This is a genomic window from Acinetobacter sp. YH12076, from assembly GCF_013419525.1.
In the GTDB taxonomy this organism is placed as follows: Bacteria; Pseudomonadota; Gammaproteobacteria; order Pseudomonadales; family Moraxellaceae; genus Acinetobacter; species Acinetobacter amyesii.
Genome location: NZ_VOZY01000010.1, coordinates 35,862 through 50,366, shown reverse-complemented (window position 1 = coordinate 50,366; position 14,505 = coordinate 35,862). Strand labels below are relative to the sequence as shown.

At 40.6% G+C, this 14,505-nt stretch carries 13 protein-coding genes; 3 read left to right on the top strand and 10 right to left on the bottom strand.

Annotated features, from left to right (window positions below; genetic code table 11):
* Nucleotides 1–29: 29 nt before the first annotated feature.
* The 7 genes from rseP to rimO form a co-directional block, all read right to left on the bottom strand.
* The gene (rseP, locus tag FTU22_RS11195) at nucleotides 30–1,385 is read right to left on the bottom strand and encodes an RIP metalloprotease RseP (protein ID WP_180094484.1); all 1,356 of its coding nucleotides are present in this window, start codon (nucleotides 1,383–1,385) and stop codon (nucleotides 30–32) included.
* A 3-nt stretch (nucleotides 1,386–1,388) separates the two neighbouring features.
* Nucleotides 1,389–2,585, bottom strand: a complete 1,197-nt coding sequence (ispC, locus tag FTU22_RS11190) for a 1-deoxy-D-xylulose-5-phosphate reductoisomerase (protein ID WP_078193532.1) — start codon at nucleotides 2,583–2,585, stop codon at nucleotides 1,389–1,391.
* The gene (locus FTU22_RS11185; protein WP_180094482.1) at nucleotides 2,586–3,410 is read right to left on the bottom strand and encodes a CDP-archaeol synthase; all 825 of its coding nucleotides are present in this window, start codon (nucleotides 3,408–3,410) and stop codon (nucleotides 2,586–2,588) included. It lies immediately after the preceding gene.
* Nucleotides 3,411–4,166 (bottom strand): polyprenyl diphosphate synthase, encoded by a 756-nt coding sequence (gene uppS, locus FTU22_RS11180; RefSeq protein WP_180041113.1) that lies wholly within the window; start codon nucleotides 4,164–4,166, stop codon nucleotides 3,411–3,413.
* Between the two features lie 6 nt (nucleotides 4,167–4,172).
* Nucleotides 4,173–4,727, bottom strand: a complete 555-nt coding sequence (gene frr / locus FTU22_RS11175) for a ribosome recycling factor (RefSeq protein ID WP_111883758.1) — start codon at nucleotides 4,725–4,727, stop codon at nucleotides 4,173–4,175.
* A gap of 79 nt (nucleotides 4,728–4,806) precedes the next feature.
* Nucleotides 4,807–5,535 (bottom strand): UMP kinase, encoded by a 729-nt coding sequence (pyrH, locus tag FTU22_RS11170; protein WP_078193535.1) that lies wholly within the window; start codon nucleotides 5,533–5,535, stop codon nucleotides 4,807–4,809.
* Between the two features lie 45 nt (nucleotides 5,536–5,580).
* Nucleotides 5,581–6,924 (bottom strand): 30S ribosomal protein S12 methylthiotransferase RimO, encoded by a 1,344-nt coding sequence (rimO, locus tag FTU22_RS11165; protein WP_180094480.1) that lies wholly within the window; start codon nucleotides 6,922–6,924, stop codon nucleotides 5,581–5,583.
* A 352-nt stretch (nucleotides 6,925–7,276) separates the two neighbouring features.
* Between rimO and glnL the strand changes: the two genes are divergently transcribed.
* Nucleotides 7,277–8,383 carry a nitrogen regulation protein NR(II) gene (gene glnL / locus FTU22_RS11160; protein ID WP_078193537.1) on the top strand — a complete coding sequence of 369 codons (1,107 nt, stop codon included), beginning with the start codon at nucleotides 7,277–7,279 and terminating at the stop codon, nucleotides 8,381–8,383.
* Nucleotides 8,373–9,848 carry a nitrogen regulation protein NR(I) gene (gene glnG, locus FTU22_RS11155; RefSeq protein WP_078193538.1) on the top strand — a complete coding sequence of 492 codons (1,476 nt, stop codon included), beginning with the start codon at nucleotides 8,373–8,375 and terminating at the stop codon, nucleotides 9,846–9,848. The genes glnL and glnG overlap by 11 nt, the downstream gene beginning before the upstream one ends.
* A gap of 70 nt (nucleotides 9,849–9,918) precedes the next feature.
* Here glnG and FTU22_RS11150 read toward each other — a convergent pair whose 3' ends face one another.
* The 3 genes from FTU22_RS11150 to mnmG form a co-directional block, all read right to left on the bottom strand.
* A complete protein-coding gene (locus FTU22_RS11150; protein ID WP_078193710.1) occupies nucleotides 9,919–10,245 on the bottom strand; it encodes a hypothetical protein in 327 nt (108 codons plus the stop codon).
* A gap of 114 nt (nucleotides 10,246–10,359) precedes the next feature.
* Nucleotides 10,360–11,565, bottom strand: a complete 1,206-nt coding sequence (gene mhpT / locus FTU22_RS11145) for a 3-(3-hydroxy-phenyl)propionate transporter MhpT (RefSeq protein ID WP_180059077.1) — start codon at nucleotides 11,563–11,565, stop codon at nucleotides 10,360–10,362.
* Nucleotides 11,566–11,908: 343 nt separating this feature from the next.
* Entirely contained in the window at nucleotides 11,909–13,789 is a 1,881-nt protein-coding gene (mnmG, locus tag FTU22_RS11140) for a tRNA uridine-5-carboxymethylaminomethyl(34) synthesis enzyme MnmG (RefSeq protein ID WP_180094478.1), read from the bottom strand.
* A gap of 253 nt (nucleotides 13,790–14,042) precedes the next feature.
* Here mnmG and FTU22_RS11135 point away from each other — a divergent pair, with 253 nt between their 5' ends.
* Complete coding sequence (locus FTU22_RS11135; RefSeq protein WP_078188731.1) at nucleotides 14,043–14,393, top strand: hypothetical protein; 351 nt, start codon at nucleotides 14,043–14,045, stop codon at nucleotides 14,391–14,393.
* Nucleotides 14,394–14,505: the final 112 nt, after the last annotated feature.

The window sequence follows — 14,505 nt, the reverse complement described above, 5'->3', positions numbered from 1 at the left end:
CCGCTGTTAATTTATTTCGTATAACGTTCTTATAAACGCATAATGTCATTGAATAGAGCCAGTAGCATCATGCTACCCAGCAATACCATACCAATTTTTAATCCAACCAATTGTATTTGTTCAGAAACAGGTTTACCACGAATTAATTCAATAAAATAGTAAATTAAATGACCGCCATCGAGCATAGGAATCGGTAGTAAATTTAAAATACCCAAACTTACACTCATCAGTGCCATAAATGAAATGAAGGTTTGCCACCCCATCTCAGCACTTTGTCCAGCCACTTTCGCAATAGTAATCGGACCAGATAAATTATCTAAACCAACCAAACCACGCACCATTTTTACAATAGAATTCAGGATCATACTAGATATCTGACCTGTTTTTTCTACCGCTTTACCCATCGCCTCTACAGGCGTGTATTGAATTGTTTGTTTGTATTCGGCTGGAATATTGACTTTACCCGGATCACTTTGTACACCTAAAAGCCCTGTGACTTTACCCATTTGGTCACGCTTACCTTGCGGCATCACGCTTAAATGCACAATTTTATTTTGTCGTAAAACATCAATTTTAAGTAACTTTTCTGGAGAAGCTTGTACAACTTGTACAACATCAAACCAGTCTTTCATTTTTACGCCATCGATCGAAACAATTCGATCACCCACTTGCATCCCTTGGCGAATCGCTGCGCCATCTTCACTGAGTTTTGAAACCACTGCAGGAATTTCAGGACGATACGGTGTAAAACCTAGAACATCGAGTGGTGACTGAGTTTGATCACGTAAGAAACTTTGAATAGGTAAACTGAAGTTTTGAATTTGCCCTGCTCGTTCAGCTTGAATTTGAATATTGCCAGTTTCACCTACACGATCAACCAAGGCATAATTCAAGCGCTCCCAAGTGGATACTTGAGTGCCATCTACGGCAGTAATTTTATCACCAGTCTGCATTTGCGCAGCCGCTGCTGGCGTATTCGGTAAAATTTTACCTATACGCGTATTGAGCTGTTCCTGAGCTGGTAAAAATAAAATCCAAAACAACACCACAGCAAAAGCCAAGTTGATGAGTGGTCCTGCAGCAACAATTGCAATACGTTTCCAAGGGTGTTGTCTGTTAAATGCTTTCGGTAAGTCTTCTGCTGCGACATCACCTTCACGCTCATCCAACATTTTGACATAACCACCCAGTGGCAATGCAGACAGTTGATATTGAATACCCGACTTCTTTGACGTCCACTTAAGTAGTGTTGGGCCAAAACCAATCGAATACACCAAAACCTTTACGCCCAGTTTACGTGCAACGAAATAATGCCCAAATTCATGAATCGCTATCAGCGGTCCAAGTAGCAATATTGCTGCAATAATCATAAACAAGGCATTCATGTCTTAACTTCCTGAATTCAATACTGCTTTTTCAGCAACCATACGTGCCGATTTATCTGCATGCAAAATAACATCAATATTATTTGCAGCTGAGTTTTCAACTTGCCCCAACACATGTTCCACAATTTGAGGGATTTGAGTAAAGCCAATTTTCTCATGCAAAAATGCTGCCACAGCGATTTCATTGGCTGCATTTAAAATCGTAGGAGCTAAGCCCCCAGCCTTCATGGCTTGACGTGCTAATTTTAGTGCTGGGAATCGCTGTATATCAGGCTGTTCAAAGTTTAACTGTGAATGAACAAATAAATCTAATGGAGGCACATGTGTTTGAATACGCTTTGGCCACGCTAATGCATGAGCGATAGGCGTACACATATCAGGATTTCCCATTTGCGCCAAAGTCGAACCATCTACATATTGAACCATTGAATGAATGATACTCTGTGGATGAACAACAACTGTTACAAATTGTTCTTCAACTGCAAAAAGATGACAGGCTTCGATCAATTCCAAGCCTTTATTCATCAGCGTTGCAGAATCAACAGAAATTTTTTGTCCCATCGACCAGTTTGGATGCTTACAGGCTTGGGCCGGCGTTACACTTTGCAATTGTTCTAAACTATGATGTAAAAATGGACCGCCAGAAGCGGTAAGTAAAATTTGTTTTACACCCAATTTTGGCTGACCATGACGCTCACCTTGTAGATAAGTTTCAGGTAAGCATTGGAAGATTGCATTGTGTTCAGAATCGACCGGCAGCAACAAAGCATTATTTTCACGTGCGGTCTGAATCATGATGTCACCCGACATCACCAGCGCTTCTTTATTTGCAAGCAACACGCGTTTACCTGCTTTCGCAGCAGCCAATGTAGGTAGCAACCCTGCCGCACCCACAATAGCTGCCATGACCACATCAACCTGTGGATGTTCTGCTACTGCAATCAATCCTGCTTCATCATGCAAGATTTCAATATCAGTTAATTTTTCAGCTACGAGTAATTGGCGCAGTTCATCCACTTTATTGTATGGAACAACTGCGATTTTCGGTCGATATTGTTTGCATATTTCGACAAGTTCAACAATTCGGCTATGTGCAGTGACTGCAAAAACTGAATACTCTTCGGGGTGCTGTTGCAGAATCTTTAAAGTACTTTGACCAATGGATCCTGTTACACCCAATATACAAACAGATTGTGACATCTATAAATCTACGCCAATTAATTTTAAAACATACATACCTGCCGCAAAGATAGGTGCTGCAGCAAGCAACGAGTCAATACGATCCAGCACACCACCATGTCCGGGAAGAATACGACCAGAATCTTTGATCCCTGCACGACGCTTGATCATCGATTCAAATAAATCACCAAGTACTGAACTAAATACTGTTATTACTGAAAGTATTAAAAATAAAATATGTTCAGCGATACTTAAATCAAGATAAATAATTTCAACAACAATAACAATTAGCATTGCAGTGAATAGACCGCCATATAAACCTTCGATCGATTTATTTGGGCTCACATCTGGTGCAAGTTTTTTCTTACCAAATTTACGTCCCACGAAGTATGCACCACTGTCTGCACCCCATACCAAAAGGAACAGATACATGAGCCACCACGGTGAGTTCATCCACACAGAAAAAATAGCAGTTACCGCAGCAGGAACTAAGACTAAACCAATACCACTGAGACTCGGGTTATACCAGTTATCGTAATCAGGATAAGACTTCACCCAATAGACACTTAAGATCCAAGTAAAGATCGAAGCCGCCCAAAGCAGTAATGCAACATCTGTAAAATGCAATGCTAGTGCTGAAAGAATAGCAGTGACTAGACCATAGCCCCAAGCGAAAGGCTTAATCACATTTTTTGTATTACGCGGCATGAGTTTGAACCACTCATAACCCGCGACAGCTGATGCAATAATCATCAGCACAAGCATTGGGTATTTAGACTCGGTTGCAAACATGCAACTCAATACAACTGAAACCAGTACCAATGCGGTTATTATCCGCTCTAACATTTATTTATTCTCAAACTGCTCTTGTTGAATCTGCTCTGAAGTCTTACCAAAACGACGTTCACGACCACCAAATACCGCTAGTGCGTCGTCAAATTCTTCAATGGTAAATTCAGGCCATAATGTCTGGGTAAAATAAAGTTCTGCATACGCAGCTTGCCAAAGCAAGAAGTTCGAGAGACGGAAATCACCACCTGTACGAATTAACAAATCTACCGGAGGTAGATCACTTAAACTGACATATTGACCAAAGACTTCAGCATCCACTGCTTCAAGATTTATTTTGTTAGTTAAAACATCTGCTGCGATTTTTTTTGCAGCCTGTGTCATATCCCACATACCACCGTAACTAATTGCAATAGTTAAAGTCATGCTGTCGAAATTAGCAGTCCTTTGTTCAGCTTGCAACATTAAGTCACGTAAGTTAGGAGATAAACGAGAACGATCACCAATAAAACGTAGGGAAATGTTAAATTTTTCCATGCGTGGCAACTGTTCATGAATGGTTTCTTCAAGAAGAGCCATCAACAAATCAACCTCAAACTGAGGACGATTCCAATTTTCACTCGAAAAAGCAAAAACCGTCAGTGCTTGGATATTTCTTTTACGACAATGTTCAACGATGGGATCTAGGATGTCCTTTCCAGAACGATGCCCTTCACCTTTTTGCATTTGATTCTTTTTGGCAAAACGATTGTTGCCATCCATAATGATGGCAACATGTTTTGGAAGACGGGAAGTTTCTTCAGATGAGGTCATTAAAACTTAGACCTTCATCAATTCAGCTTCTTTTGCAGCCAGACGTTTTTCAACTTCAGCAACGAATTTGTCTGTGATTTTTTGAATGTCATCACCCGCACGACGCTCATCATCTTCAGAAATTTCTTTTTCTTTCAACAATGCTTTGATATCACCCAAAACATCACGACGGATGTTACGGATCGCAACTTTTGCATTTTCAGCTTCGTTACGTGCAATTTTCTGCATGTCTTTACGTGTTTCTTCTGTTAATGCAGCCATAGGAACACGGATCGCATCAGCAGTAATCGGGTTTAAGCCCAAGTCAGATTCACGGATTGCTTTATCAATTGCAGCAACCATTGAACGTTCAAAAGGCTGAACAAGTAAAGTACGAGAGTCTTCTACACCCACGTTCGCCACTTGGTTTAATGGCACATCAGAGCCATAGTAAGGAACCATAACACCATTTAAAATTGATGGGTGCGCGCGGCCTGTACGAACTTTGGCAAAACCATGCTCTAGAGAATCTAGAGATTTATTCATACGGTCTTCTGCGTCTTTTTTAAGATCGTTAATCATGTGATCTTCCTAACTTAATTCGAAAAGATGTAAATTCTAAAATAGCTTGTAGTATAAAGAGCTTTAGGGCCTACGTACATTAGTTAGTAACGTGAGTACCCTCTTTTTCACCCATTACCACTGAAAGTAATGAACCTGATTTGTTCATATCAAATACTTGAAGTGGAACGTTGTGGTCACGGCATAAGCAGATCGCAGTTAAATCCATCACACCCAGTTTTTCATCTAAAACTTGGTCAAATGTTAATGCATCGTATTTCACTGCATCTTCATATTTACTTGGATCTTTGTTGTATACGCCATCAACCTTCGTCGCTTTAAGGATAAGATTGGCTTCAATCTCGATACCGCGTAAGCATGCTGCTGTATCTGTCGTAAAGAATGGGTTACCCGTACCTGCGACAAATACACATACTTCGCCACGAGTTAAATGACGAATTGCATCGCGGCTAGAATATGATTCAACTACTGCACCAATGGGTAAAGCCGACATTAGACGAGTTTTGATATTACGACGCACCAAAGCATCACGAAGCGCCAAACCGTTCATCACAGTCGCCAACATACCCATTTGGTCACCTGTTACACGCCCAACCAAACCATCTTTTTGTAATTGGCTACCACGGTAAAGGTTACCACCACCGACAACGATACCCACTTGAACACCCAAACCAACAAGGTGCGCAATTGCGAGTGACATTTGATCGAGCACTTGTGCATCGATACCCATCTCTTTATTGCCCGCTAAAGCTTCACCTGAAAGCTTAAGCAGGATGCGACCAAAACGTGGTTTTTTAGAATCAAGCATCATCAACTCCGAATTATTTAATTTCAATTATTTTTAATGAATCGTTTAAGCAGACTTAACCGAGATTAGTTTTGCAAATAAGTCATATTCATCTGCATCTGTGATTTCTACTTCAAGTAAATCACCTGCTTTAATCACTGACTTATCGATATCTTCCACAAAAACATTACCATCAATTTCAGGTGCATCTGCATAAGAACGCGCAACAGCAACTGGGAACTCTTCTTCAAGATCATCCACAAGTACTGTCATTTTCTGACCGATACGACTTTGCAATTTCACAGCAGAGATTTCTTGCTGAACTTGCATGAAACGTTCATAACGCTCTTGTTTGATTTCTTCAGGCACATGATCTGGCAAATCATTTGCAGTCGCGCCTTCAACTGGTGAGTAAGTAAAACAACCCACACGATCAAGCTGCGCTTCTTTTAACCAATCAAGCAACATTTGGAAGTCTTCTTCAGTTTCACCCGGGAAGCCCACAACAAATGTAGAACGAATCACAAGATCAGGACATTTCTCACGCCAAACTTTTAAACGCTCTAGTGTATTTTCACTGTGCGCAGGACGTTTCATGAGTTTCAAAATCTTAGGACTTGCATGTTGGAATGGAATATCCAAATAAGGCAAAATTTTGCCTTGCGCCATTAAGTCAATCACAGCATCCACATGTGGATATGGATATACATAGTGCAGACGCACCCAGATACCCAATTGACCCAATGCTTCACACATGTCATAGAATTTGGTTTTAACGGGCTGACCGTTCCAGAAGTCCAATTTGTATTTGGTGTCTACGCCATAAGCCGATGTATCTTGAGAAATCACAAGGACTTCTTTTACACCTGCTTTTTTCAGCGCTTGAGCTTCAGTCAATACTGAACCTACTGGACGAGAAACCAAATCACCACGCATGCTCGGAATAATGCAGAATGTGCAACGATGGTTACAACCTTCTGAAATCTTCAAATAAGCATAATGTTTTGGTGTTAATCGAATACCTTGTTCAGGTACTAGATCAATAAACGGATTGTGTTTCGGTGGCTCAGGCACGTATTCGTGCACAGCTTCCATCACTTCTTGATATGCCGCAGCACCTGTCACTTTTAAGACATTTGGGTGCATTTGGCGAATTTTGTCTTCGTCTTTACCTAAACAACCAGTCACAATTACGCGACCGTTTGAACTCATCGCTTCGCCAATGGCATCTAGCGACTCTTGTACTGCAGATTCAATAAAACCACAGGTATTTACAACTACTAAATCGGCACCATCATAATCTGATGCTACATCATAACCTTCAGTCTTTAACTGAGTTAAAATTCGTTCGGAATCTACCAATGCCTTAGGACAACCTAAAGAAACAAAACCGACTTTGGGGGATTTCATGAATCTGCGCTCCACTATAATCCGCGTATTGTATGTCTTTTCAAAACATAAAAACAGGTGAAAAGGCCACTCTTTATATCACGCACCAAAATAATGCTATAAATTCATCCATATAATTTCATTTGCACCATTTTAATGCATTTTAGATTTACAGCCTGTTTTTAATCAGCTATACACTTTATTTAAAGTCTTAAATAAGCGCATTTATTCAAATAAGCATCAAAACTTAGCGTATTTCTGAAATAGTTGGCTTATATCTTGCATAACTTGCATCAATTCGAACCTTATTAGATTGAACGATTTGCTTTATGAAGATGCCATTGCGCCATTTTAAGACAGGAACCTCTCGCTAATGGATCAGACTATGACGATTGATTACCGGCTTTTAGTGGATAATTTAACCACTGCCATTTTATTGGTCGATAGCAACCTGAATATTTTTTATTTAAATTCATCATGTGAAGCGCTTTTTGACATCAGCTTACTTCGTGCATCAGGTCAGCCTGTATTAAATTTACTCCATATGCCCGATGATGAATTCAATACGCATGATGCATTAATGAATACATTAACTTCTGGCCAGCACTATACGCGCCGAGAAGCAACGATTAATGTCAACTTTAAAGACATTCATGTTGATTACACCGTGTCACAACTCAACTCTGGCAAACCCTACCACCCGTTGCTATTGATTGAACTCAATCAAATCGACCGGATGTTGAAAATCTCTAAAGAAGAAAACCTGATTCAACAGCATCAAGTCGCACGACAACTGATTCGTGGTGTTGCCCATGAAATTAAAAATCCACTTGGTGGTATCCGTGGGGCGACACAACTTTTAGCGCGTAGCTTAAATGATCCGAAGTACAGTGAATTCACCGACATTATTATTAGTGAAGTGGATCGATTAAGAAATCTTGCTGACACCATGCTGGGTTCAAGACAATTGCCAAGTTACGAGCCAGTCAATGTGCATGAACCCCTTGAACGTGTTCGTTCACTGATCGTCAACCAAACCAAGAAGAAAATTAAGATCACCCGTGATTACGACCTTTCTTTACCGGATGTTTTCGCAGATCGTGATCAATTGATTCAGGTCATGCTGAATATCAGTGTTAATGCCGTTCAGGCAATGACGGAAAACAAAGAGTTCTTTGTTGAGCACCAACCAGAACTCACTTTGCGCACACGTATTCAACGTTTAGTCACCATCAACGGTGTATTAAAACGCTCTGCGGTACGCATTGATATCGAGGACAATGGACCAGGTGTCCCACAAGAAATATTAGAATCCGTATTTTACCCATTAGTGACAGGACGAGCGAAAGGCACAGGTCTCGGTCTAAGCATTGCACAAAATATTATGCATCAACATAACGGAATGATTGAATGCCAATCAGTTCCTGGAAAAACAGTATTTAGCCTATATTTACCTTGGGAGTCAGATCATGTCGCGTAATAAGATTTGGGTCATCGATGATGATCGCGCCATGCGTTGGGTGCTGGAAAAAACATTCAAAGAAGAAGGTTTTGATGTTACCAGTTTTGAAGAAGCACAATCCGCTTTAGATCAGTTAAGTGTCGATGCGCCAGATGTTATTTTGACAGACATCCGTATGCCGGGTATTGATGGACTGACCTTTTTAGGTAAAGTCAAAGGCAACTACCCTGACTTACCTGTAATTATCATGACCGCACATTCAGATTTAGAATCTGCTGTGTCGAGCTATCAAACGGGTGCTTTTGAATATCTACCAAAACCTTTTGATATTGATGAAGCTTTAGCACTTGTAAACCGTGCAATTTTGCATATTGCCAAATTACAACAACAAGAATCTGCTAAAACCATTCAACCGATTCAATCTACAGAGATTATTGGTGAATCACCTGCTATGCAGGAAGTCTTCCGTGCCATTGGTCGTCTTTCTCAATCACACATTACTGTATTAATTAATGGTGAATCAGGCACAGGGAAAGAATTGGTTGCGCATGCGCTGCATAAGCATTCACCACGTGGCAACAAGCCTTTTATTGCGCTCAACATGGCGGCAATTCCAAAGGATTTGATCGAAACTGAATTATTTGGTCATGAAAAAGGCGCGTTCACCGGTGCCAACACACAGCGTCAAGGGCGTTTCGAACAAGCCAATGGCGGGACTCTTTTCCTTGATGAAATTGGCGACATGCCATTTGAAACCCAAACACGTTTACTGCGTGTTTTAGCGGATGGCGAATTCTACCGAGTCGGTGGTCACATCCCAGTCAAGGTGGATGTCCGTATCGTTGCGGCAACACACCAAGACTTAGAAAAGTTAGTACATGAAGGTCGCTTCCGTGAAGACTTGTACCACCGTCTAAACGTGATTCGTATTCATATTCCAAAACTTGCACATCGTAGTGAAGATATTCCGATGCTTGCACAACACTTCCTAGCAAGTGCAGGTAAAGAACTTGGGGTAAGTCCGAAGATTCTGCGTCCTGAAACGCAAGAATACATGCAAAAACTGCCATGGCAAGGTAATGTGCGTCAGCTTGAAAATACCTGTCGTTGGTTAACGGTTATGATCACAGGCCGTGAAGTTTATCCAGAAGATTTACCATCTGAATTAAAACAGATTCCAATTCAAGGCACAGATGGCAATCCTGCTACTCAAGGGATTGATCGTATTGGTGTGCATCACTGGGATGAGTTACTTGGTCAATGGGCCGTACAAAAACTTAAAAATGGTGAGATGAAAATTCTCGACATTGCCACACCAATGTTTGAACGCACCCTCATCAATGCTGCACTACAGCAAACACGTGGGCGTAAGCGCCATGCAGCAGAACTTTTAGGTTGGGGTCGCAACACTTTAACCCGTAAACTCAAAGAACTTGGTATGGACAGTGCCGAAGATGATGTCGAAGAAGAATTAGAAAGTTAATTTTCTGATTTTCATTAAAAAAGCCAGTCACTTGACTGGCTTTTTTATTTTGAGATTTTTTAGCAATATTTTATGCCGTAAAGCCGACATAACGTGAATAACCTTCCACCCCTAAATCAGACTTATAAATCAGAAACTCAGGGAAACTTGAGGCGGTAATTTCAGTAAACATATGATATTGATCATCATTGGCATGCAAGTCATCGACTGTATGCTGCATGGTTTGCTCAAATTCATCGGTAATAAACTCAAAACCAATATCCATTGCAATAAACAGCACATGCTCACATGGCTGCACATACTGCTCTTCTGACCAATCAATCACTTGCTGCTGGCAATGTGGACACTGAATGTTATCTGAGGGAGAAATATCAAGTTCGATCAATTGATAAGACATAAAAGTAAATTTATTCATAAATATTAGATTTATTCTAACAAAACTTAGTTTCAGCTAAAGATATTTATTCAATAAAAAAGGAGCCGTAGCTCCTTTAAATATGACTGGTTTTGACTATTTTTTAAGGGATGACTTATAGGCTGACAATGCAGCCACTGCGATAGCTGACAAAGCAATACCCGGCGCACTTGCAATTAAAATACCTGTCGTTCCTAGACCTAGCGCCAAAATCTTACCTGTGAGTAATGGACCTGTCATTGCACCCAAACGCCCCCATGAAATCGCACTCCCCACACCTGTTACTTTCCCAGCTGGTGTATAGAAAATTGGAGAGATCCCATACAAAATCGATTGACCACCTGTAGAGAAAATCCCGCCCATGATGCCTGCTGCGATAAGTACAGGAATTGAATTTGTTGTGAACAGTACAAACAATGCCACAAACAAACCTGAATAGATAATCACTGCCATTTGCCATAATTTTAGGCGATCTAGCAAGTAGCCTAAACCCAGCGTACCAATCACCGCGCCCACTTGGAACATCAACATGATCATAAAAGCTTGTTGCTTTTCCAACCCTTGTTCCATAAGCAAGTTAGGCAACCAACTGATCAGAATATAGTTCACCATTAAGGTAAAGAAAAAACTCAACCAAAGCGGCAAGGTATATTTATAACGCTGTTCAGCAAAAAGGATTTGCCCCATCGGAGGAACCGCTTCTTTGCTTTCTGCCTGAACTTTTTCAGTACGCTTATCTTTTAAGATAATCGCCATGAATGGAATTAGAATTAAAGGCGTTAAACCACCAATTAAAAATAGTGTATGCCAAGAGATATCTTTAAAAATAATACCCAAGCCAGCAACAAAGATTGCACCTACAGGTAAGCCGCAGTACATCAAACTATTTAAGCGTCCACGGTTAGCATCCGTCGCTTCATCACCCACCACCGAGATCATCGTTGGCATCGCAGCGCCCAAACCTAAACCTGTAAAGAATCGTGCGATATATAAAATTTCAATACTTGGTGCAACTGCCGTTATAGACATAAATACACCGAAGATAAAAATCGACAACATTAGGACTTTCTTCTGCCCCAAATAGTCAGCGACACGCCCCCCAAAGAACGCGCCAAATAACATACCAAATACACCCAAGCTAAACACATAGCCCATTTGCACCTGATCTAAGGAAAATGTCGCTGCGATTCCTTTTGCTGCGATACCGGGAGCTTGTAGGTCAAAACCTTCAAAAAATGCCACCCAGAAACACAAAAATACTGTTAGAAATTTTTGCATTTTTCCCGATTGTTGATTTGCCATAATCGAACTCCATTCATGTAGCGTAAACCCACTTGTACGCCATGCCCTGAAGTTTCGGCTTTATTGGGTAGAATAAATACCACTACAAAGGTCGGAATTCACACGACCAAAAGCCCACCATTAAGACCTAAAACTTTGTATATCAATAGTTTTTAGATCTTATTTTCTGTATTTATAATTAATTATCAATCACTTAGGTTTATGAAAGATTTTAATAATCAAACCATAGCTAAAACTAATGATGATCAAAATATTCATTTAATCCGATCAAATACCAACAACCAATAATTTATTGACAATAAAAAACCCGCAACTGAGCGGGTTTTTTATTTAATTCAAAATCTTATGCAGATTTTTTCGCTTGGTTATTCTTACGAATCGTAATCATCACCAATTGAACAGCCGCAGGTGTTACACCTGGAATACGACTTGCTTGTGCCAATGTTTCAGGCAATACATTTTTCAGCTTCATGGTGATTTCACGTGAAAGACCAGAAACTACATCGTAATCAAAATCAGCAGGAATACGTGTATCTTCCAAACGCTTCATTTGCGCAACGTCTTCTTGCTGACGGTTAATATAACCTGCATATTTCACAGCAATTTCAATTTGCTCACCCACAAATGCTGAAACTTCAGAACCCGTCAATTCAGCAATTTGCGCAAAGTTGATATTTGGACGTTTGAGCAAATCAATTGCATTGGTTTCTTTTGACAGGTCATCGCCAGTCATTTCAACGAATTTTTTGCCTAGTGGATTGTTTGGCGCTGCCCAAAGGTGTTGTAAACGACCTTTCTCCGTTTCTACAGCTTCCATTTTTTGGCAGAACGAATCCCAACGCGCATCATCTACCAGACCCATTTCACGACCAATGGCAGTTAAACGCTGATCCGCATTGTCTTCACGAAGCATCAAACGGTATTCCGCACGTGACGTGAACATACGGTATGGTTCTTTAGTACCGAGAGTAATCAAGTCATCAACCAACACGCCCATGTACGCTTCATCACGTTTTGGTGTCCATTGCTCTTGATCCCATGCACGGCGTGCTGCGTTTAAGCCTGCAAGCAAACCTTGCGCTCCCGCTTCTTCATAACCTGTTGTACCGTTAATTTGACCTGCAAAATACAGGTTATTAATCGATTTGGTTTCTAAAGAGAATTTCAATGATTGTGGGTTGAAATAATCGTACTCAATTGCATAACCCGGACGCAAAATGTGCGCATTTTCCATACCACGAATCGAGCGTACCAATTCAAACTGAACGTCGAATGGTAAAGAAGTTGAAATACCATTTGGATAAAGCTCATGTGTGTCCAAACCTTCAGGTTCCAAGAACACTTGATGCGAATCTTTATCGGCAAATTTATGAATTTTATCTTCGATTGATGGGCAGTAACGTGGACCCACACCTTCAATTACACCGGTATACATTGGTGAACGGTCTAAGCCACCACGAATGATATCGTGAGTTTTTTCATTGGTATGGGTAATGTAGCAATTGATTTGCTCAGGATGCATAGAAGCATGACCCATGAACGACATAGTCGGAGATGGGAAATCACCCGGCTGTGGAGTCATCACAGAGAAATCAACTGATCGTGCATCGATACGTGGTGGTGTACCAGTTTTTAAACGACCTACAGGTAAGTTCAATTCACGTAGGCGCGCAGCCAATGAAATTGAAGGAGGATCGCCCGCACGACCGCCTGAAGCATTATTTAGACCTACGTGGATCACACCACCCAAGAATGTACCTGTAGTCAATACAACAGTTTTCGCATCAAAACGAATACCCATCTGAGTAACCACACCTTTTACAGTGTCGCCCTCAACGATTAAGTCGTCAGCTGCTTGTTGGAAAATATCCAAGTTCGCTTGATTTTCTAAGGTTTCACGAATCGCAGCTTTATAACGAATACGGTCAGCCTGCGCACGAGTCGCACGAACAGCCGCACCTTTACGTGAGTTTAAAATACGGAATTGAATACCACCTTTGTCGGCAGCCAATGCCATTGCACCGCCAAGCGCATCAATTTCACGTACTAAATGTGATTTACCAATACCACCAATGGCTGGGTTACAGCTCATCTGCCCTAAAGTCTCAATATTATGAGTTAAGAGTAAAGTCTGTCGACCCATACGTGCCGCAGCAAGAGCTGCCTCAGTACCCGCGTGACCGCCGCCGATAACAATGACATCGTAAACTTTAGGATAATGCATAGTGGTAAAGGAGATTAAAAAAGGATGACGGAAGATTATAGCAAAAATTCATCGATAAGTTGACTGATTAACTCGATTTTATTGTTATTGGCTACTGTTTTGTGCCTATATATTTCTTTATGAACATACATACTTTGCATATTCCACATAAAAATATACATTTCTCAAGCAAATGTTACTCGAAGATTGTTGTTTTATTCTGATGATTTTTTATTCTGTTATAGATCCCATGAGAATCATAAGGACTATAAGCATGAATAAGAATATTTTGCTATCCACGGTTTTATGCGGTTTATGTTTATCACCACTTGCTGCCTCAGCCAATGATAAAGTTGAGAAAGTGTATGATGCACAGCGATATCAACAAGTCTGTAAAGGTAAAAGCCAAGGCGCTCAAGTATCATTTGCCTATCGCGGTATTATCTGGAATGGTACTTGCGAACCACAATTTTTTAGCTCGTCCAAAAATGCAAATCTTCATGGCGAAGAAGCCGAATTATTAAGCACATGTAGTGCAGATGCAAAAGCCACTACTGCAACGATTAATGGACAAGAAATTAAAGGAAAATGTGCTTTAGGGTTTACTCCTCCTCGTCCTAAATAATCAGTTGTCGATGAAAATATCGACCAATTAACAGATCAAAAATAAAGCGGGTAAAACATCAGTTTTTACTCGCTTTTATTTATTGCTTATTTATTAAACTGAGATAAACTCA

Excerpts from the sequence above, each read along its gene's own strand:
- rseP (WP_180094484.1), bottom strand. The coding sequence starts at position 1,385 with ATGAATGCCTTGTTTATGATTATTGCAGCAATATTGCTACTTGGACCG.
- ispC (WP_078193532.1), bottom strand. The coding sequence starts at position 2,585 with ATGTCACAATCTGTTTGTATATTGGGTGTAACAGGATCCATTGGTCAA.
- FTU22_RS11185 (WP_180094482.1), bottom strand. The coding sequence starts at position 3,410 with ATGTTAGAGCGGATAATAACCGCATTGGTACTGGTTTCAGTTGTATTG.
- uppS (WP_180041113.1), bottom strand. The coding sequence starts at position 4,166 with ATGACCTCATCTGAAGAAACTTCCCGTCTTCCAAAACATGTTGCCATC.
- frr (WP_111883758.1), bottom strand. The coding sequence starts at position 4,727 with ATGATTAACGATCTTAAAAAAGACGCAGAAGACCGTATGAATAAATCT.
- pyrH (WP_078193535.1), bottom strand. The coding sequence starts at position 5,535 with ATGCTTGATTCTAAAAAACCACGTTTTGGTCGCATCCTGCTTAAGCTT.
- rimO (WP_180094480.1), bottom strand. The coding sequence starts at position 6,924 with ATGAAATCCCCCAAAGTCGGTTTTGTTTCTTTAGGTTGTCCTAAGGCA.
- glnL (WP_078193537.1), top strand. The coding sequence starts at position 7,277 with ATGGATCAGACTATGACGATTGATTACCGGCTTTTAGTGGATAATTTA.
- glnG (WP_078193538.1), top strand. The coding sequence starts at position 8,373 with ATGTCGCGTAATAAGATTTGGGTCATCGATGATGATCGCGCCATGCGT.
- FTU22_RS11150 (WP_078193710.1), bottom strand. The coding sequence starts at position 10,245 with ATGTCTTATCAATTGATCGAACTTGATATTTCTCCCTCAGATAACATT.
- mhpT (WP_180059077.1), bottom strand. The coding sequence starts at position 11,565 with ATGGCAAATCAACAATCGGGAAAAATGCAAAAATTTCTAACAGTATTT.
- mnmG (WP_180094478.1), bottom strand. The coding sequence starts at position 13,789 with ATGCATTATCCTAAAGTTTACGATGTCATTGTTATCGGCGGCGGTCAC.
- FTU22_RS11135 (WP_078188731.1), top strand. The coding sequence starts at position 14,043 with ATGAATAAGAATATTTTGCTATCCACGGTTTTATGCGGTTTATGTTTA.